Consider the following 4988-nt stretch of genomic DNA (forward strand, 5'->3'; position numbering starts at 1 on the left):
AGCGCGGCTAAACCGGCGTCCTGCCGGTTTCCCCACTGCGCAATGCCTGCGTTCGGCCAGCGTGGTTAACGGGGCGCCTCAGATCAAAAACCAAAGCGAGGCGGCCTTAAAGCCGACCTGCTCCACGGCTGTACCTGATCCCCTGTGGGCGAGCCTGCTCGCGAAGAATCTCCGGGCAACGCGTTCATCCAGGCGCCGCGCGTCATCAACGCTCCATGACATAGGTGCCAGGTGCGGGGCAGAGGGGCGGGTATTTGCGCGAGCCAAGTTTCTTCGGCGCCGGCCGGCTTTCGCCTGATCGCTGGCCGATCCATTCGCGCCAATGCGGCCACCAGCTGCCTTGCTGGCGCTCGCCCGCGTTTTGCAGCCAGGTTTCCGGGGTCTCGGCGGCGGCAGGTGCGGCGTAGTAGAACGACTTCGGGTTGCCCGGCGGGTTCACCAGGCTTTGCAGGTGGCCGGCGTTGGACAGTACGTAGGTGGCGTCCTCGCCAAACAGTCGGGCGGTGCCGTAGCAGCCCTGCCAGGGTGTGATGTGGTCGGTGGTGCCGCCGATCACATAGGCGCCGACCTTCACTTGGGTCATGTCGATCGACTCGCCGGCAATCTCCAGGGAGCCCGGGTTGCTGTAGGGGTTCTGCTGGACCAGGTCGAGGTAGTCCGCGTGCAGTTGGGCGGGTAGTCGCGTGGTGTCGTTGTTCCAGGCCAGGATGTCGAAGGCCGGCGGCTTGTTGCCCAGCAGGTAGTTGTTGACCCAGTAGTTCCAGATCAAGTCGTTGGGCCGCATCCAGGCGAACATGCGGGCCATGCCCTGGCCGCTCAGTACGCCCTTGCGCCGGGAGCTGGCCTTGGCCGCGCGCAGGGCCGACGGGGTGGTGAACAACCCCAGGGTGGTGTCGTCCAGTGCCGAAGGCATGTCCAGCACGCACACGGCCCAGCTGGTATTGGCCACCTTGTGGCCTTCGCCACGGGCCGCCAGCCAGCCCAGGTAAGCCGCCAGGGTGATGCCGCCCGAGCAGGAGCCCCACATGTTGACGTCCGGGCTGCCGGTGATCTGGCGTGCCACGTCCACCGCCTGGTCGAGGCACAGCGCGTACTCGGCCAAGCCCCAGTCGCGGTGCTCGCGGGTGGGGTTGCGCCAGCTGATGACAAAGAGCGTCACGCCGCTGTCCTGGATCCACTTGATCAGGCTTTTCTCCGGCGACAGGTCGATGGCGTAGTACTTGTTGATTTGCGGCGGCGACATCACCAAGGGCCGGGCATGGACATTTTCAGTGGTGGGGGCGAACTGCAACAGCTCGAACATCTCGTTGCGAAACACCACTTGGCCCTTGGCCGTGGCGATGTTTTCGCCAACCGTGAACGGCGTGCTGTCGACCTGTTTTGGGAGCCCACGGTTGTTCAGCATGTCATCGCCGAACTGGCGGATGCCCCTCGCCAGGCTCATGCCCCCGGTGTCCACCAGCTTGCGCAGTGCCGCCGGATTGGTCAGCGGCGAGTTGCTCGGTGCCACGGCATCGGCCAGCAGTTCCGCGACGAACCGGGCGCGGCTCTTTTCCAGCGGGGCAAGGTCGGTGGATTCGATGAAGCGGGTCAGTTCACTTTGGCCGGCCAGGTAGCTCTGCAGCAGCGCGCGCAGGAAGGCGTTGGATTGCCAGGCTGGATCGGCAAAGCGTTTGTCCTTGGGGTTTGGCGCGATGCTGGAATTGCCGCCGACGATGCCGCGCAGTTCCTTCAGGTAGCCACCCAGATGGGCGCCAGCCTTGAGCGGCGACAAGCCCACGGCCTTGAGCAGGTAACCGGCCGAGCTGGCCAGGTCCGCCGCGCGCACGCTGACCAGCGGATTGGCCGCCAGGGTCTGGTTGGAAGCCGTGCCGATCAGCTCTTGTTGCTGGGTGTCGCCAGCGGGATCACCCTCCTTGCGAACGCGGCGCTTTCGGCCGGTTGCTGGGGGGCGCTGGGTTGGAGTTACGGACTCGCTCGTTCGGGTGGATCTGCTCATGTCGGCTCTCTTTTATCCGGGTGCTGAGCCCGGTTGTTATTTTGCTCCGACTCTAGGGTGTAGCAGGGGGCGACCACCTCGCATTGCACGACAGCGAATTTTCATTTCATGACACGGGGAGCGCAGGCCGATGAGTTGAACGTGAGCGCCTGCAGGCATGCATAGCGGAATTGAAAGCGGGTTTGACCCAGCGCGCTTGAAGCGCGCCGGCACTCATTTCAGGAGTGTGGGCAGCTTGGTGTCTGCCCACGCCGCGTCAGAAGTCGAAGAACACCGTTTCCGCTTCGCCTTGAAGATGAATATCGAAGCGGTACGCCAGCTTGCCATCCACGGTGCAGCGCCTGGCGACCAGGGATTCGCGCCGATGGGGCTGTTCGATCAGGTTCAACACCGGATCCACGGCATTCGCTTCGGGTTCGTCGTCGAAATACAGGCGGGTCTGCAGGTGAATGTTGATGCCCCGGGCAAACAACGCCACGTTGATATGCGCCGCCATGGTAACGCCCGAGGCGTTTTTCAGCCTGCCGGGCTTGACGGTCTTGATCGTCCATTCACCGGCATCGGTGGTCGCGGTACGGCCAAAACAATTGAAGGCTTTCTCCAGGTCGAAAGCGCTGTCGTAGACGCCGTCGTGGTTGGCTTGCCAGCACTCCAGGAAGGCGTCGCGAATCAAGTGGCCATTACCGTCATACACGTGGCCCACCACTAGAATATGCTCGCCTGGCGCGCCAGGCCTGGCCATCTCATTCCAGATTTCCTGCTCACGCGGCGCATTGCCGGCGGCCTCCAGCGCCAGGCCGATATGCACATAAGGGCCGGCGGTTTGCGACGGGGTTTCAGGCAGAAGTTGAACGGGCATTCGCAGGCCTCCTCAGCAGTTTTCGAAGTGGGTCTTGCGCTGGCCGCGCAGGACGATATCAAAACGATAAGCCAGGCAATCCATGGGATTGGCCATGCCCATGTCCAGGCGGGCGATCAAGCTCTGTACCGCGTCCGGGTTGGCGATCGACTTGACGATCGGGCACATGGGGATGAGCGGATCACCTTCGAAATACAGCTGGGTAATCAGGCGCGTGGCAATCGAGGGGCCACTGATGGAGACATGGATATGCGCAGGACGCCAATCGTTGGGGCCGTTGCGCCATGGGTAGGGGCCGGGCTTGACGGTGCGGAAACTGTAGTTGCCATCGCGGTCGGTCAACGCACGGCCAACGCCGCCGAAATTGGGGTCGAGGGGGGCCAGGTAACTGTCTTTCTTGTGCCGGTAACGACCACCGGCATTGGCTTGCCACATCTCCACCAGGGTGTGGGGAATCGGCTTGCCGTATTGATCGCAAACCCGGCCCGCGACGATGATGCGTTCGCCGATGGGCAGGCCGCCGTGATTGAAATTCAACAGCAGGTCGTTATCGTGCCGACCCATTTGCAGATGGGAAAAATCCGGGCCGCTGGTTTCGGATAAAGACTGGGGGATGCTCACCAATGCCTGGCGAGGGGAGCGCAGGATCGAGGTCTTGTAGTCAGGCGTCAGGGCCTTGGGATGCCAATTACGGTCACGAATGACGAAACGGCTGTCGTGCGCATCAGACATGTCGTTTTTCCTATTGTTATGGTGGGACGGAGGCACTGCGTTGGCAGCGACTGGTGGCCCAGTGTCCTCTTGTACGTCCCAGCGCAAAATTGAAAAAATCGACCTTATGCATATCCAGATGGTTATGGATACTGACCTTCGCGATACTCCTGACCGACCTCGCGCAATGCCTCCACGCACCACTGCGCCGCCGGTGATACCGGTAACGCGGGATTGGTGCACAGCCCGACGGAGCCACCCGGCTCACGCATTCCAAGGTCCAGCTCGACCAACTCACCCTGTCGCAAATCCTGCCTGACAGCGTCGAGAGGGGCGACCCAGATAGCCTGGCTGCACAGCACGTAGCGCCGACTCAGGGCCACCGACAAGGTTTCCAGGCGTTGGCGCGATGGTGTTATTCCGTGCTGGACGAACAGGCTGTCGGCGAATTTGCGGATCGTCGTCCCCGCCGACGGCAATACCAGCGGATAGTCTTCGAGGTTTTTCTGCCCCGACGGATCGTTGAGCACCGGGTGGCCGCTGCGGACCACCAGGGTCATGGATTCGCTGTACAAGTGCTCGAACGCGAGCCCTTGTATCAGTGGGCTATCGGTCATCCGGCCCACCACCAGGTCCAGCTCACCGACCCGCAGTCGGGACAGCAAATAGGCACTTGGGCCAGTCACGACACTGACCACCAACGCCGGGTGACGGTCGTGCAGGCGGCAGACTACTTCCGGTACCAACAGGCTTTCGACCGTGGATAGCACGCCGAGCTGCACGGTAATGGGCTCATGCACGCCCGAGCGCAAACTGTTGACCCCGTCGCGCAGCGCTTGCACGCTCGGCCCTGCGTATCGCAGGAAGGCCACGCCGGCTTCGGTCAGCGTCGAGCCCTTTTTACCCCGTTCAAACAGCCTGGCATCGAGCAGGGTTTCCAGTTCCTTCAAGGTTTTGGAAAGCGCTGGCTGGCTGATCGCCAATTTGTCGCAGGCACGTGCCAGGCTGCCCTGGCGTGCCACCTCGAGAAAACACAGCAGATGCCGGAATTTGATTCGGTTATCGATGTTCAAACGGGGGGCTCTGCTTTTAGGGTTTGGCCTCTATTATTGTTGGATTTGCAGTGGTTGTGTGGTTGTCCCGGCCATTTTTTGGGGGGCATATCCATTGCTGCGGTAACGGCGGCTTATGGTTTCGCCCTTACGGCGAGTCCCTTGTAGGAGCGAGCATGCTCGCGATGAAGGTCAACGATGACTCGGGAAGCCTGACACCCCGTGGTGCTCTCAAGTTTTTCGTCGGAACGCCGCCCGGAGCATACTCGCTCCTACAGAGGTCGCCGCGCTGGGCCGTCCCTGGCCCAGCGCGGCTAAACCGGCGTCCTGCCGGTTTCCCCACTGCGCAATGCCTGCGTTCGGCCAT

General features: G+C 62.2%; 4 protein-coding genes. All 4 read right to left on the reverse strand.

What is annotated here, in order from left to right; genetic code table 11:
• Positions 1–205: 205 nt before the first annotated feature.
• The 4 genes from AC1Q8Q_RS32050 to pcaQ all read right to left on the reverse strand — a co-directional run bounded on the left by AC1Q8Q_RS32050 (position 206) and on the right by pcaQ (position 4642).
• Positions 206–1999 carry an alpha/beta fold hydrolase gene (locus AC1Q8Q_RS32050; protein ID WP_168757583.1) on the reverse strand — a complete coding sequence of 598 codons (1794 nt, stop codon included), beginning with the start codon at positions 1997–1999 and terminating at the stop codon, positions 206–208.
• Between the two features lie 256 nt (positions 2000–2255).
• Positions 2256–2858 carry a protocatechuate 3,4-dioxygenase subunit alpha gene (gene pcaG / locus AC1Q8Q_RS32055; protein ID WP_083348604.1) on the reverse strand — a complete coding sequence of 201 codons (603 nt, stop codon included), beginning with the start codon at positions 2856–2858 and terminating at the stop codon, positions 2256–2258.
• Between the two features lie 12 nt (positions 2859–2870).
• Positions 2871–3590: a protocatechuate 3,4-dioxygenase subunit beta gene (gene pcaH / locus AC1Q8Q_RS32060; protein WP_033043918.1), complete on the reverse strand. Its 720-nt coding sequence runs from the start codon at positions 3588–3590 to the stop codon at positions 2871–2873.
• A 122-nt stretch (positions 3591–3712) separates the two neighbouring features.
• Complete coding sequence (pcaQ, locus tag AC1Q8Q_RS32065) at positions 3713–4642, reverse strand: pca operon transcription factor PcaQ (protein WP_020801258.1); 930 nt, start codon at positions 4640–4642, stop codon at positions 3713–3715.
• Between the last annotated feature and the right edge of the window lie 346 nt (positions 4643–4988).

The organism is Pseudomonas sp. GW823-FHT06B06, from assembly GCF_058795195.1.

What these genes read in the sequence shown, in the direction of transcription:
- AC1Q8Q_RS32050 (WP_168757583.1), bottom strand. Translation starts at nt 1,999, where the DNA reads ATGAGCAGATCCACCCGAACGAGCGAGTCCGTAACTCCAACCCAGCGC.
- pcaH (WP_033043918.1), bottom strand. Translation starts at nt 3,590, where the DNA reads ATGTCTGATGCGCACGACAGCCGTTTCGTCATTCGTGACCGTAATTGG.
- pcaG (WP_083348604.1), bottom strand. Translation starts at nt 2,858, where the DNA reads ATGCCCGTTCAACTTCTGCCTGAAACCCCGTCGCAAACCGCCGGCCCT.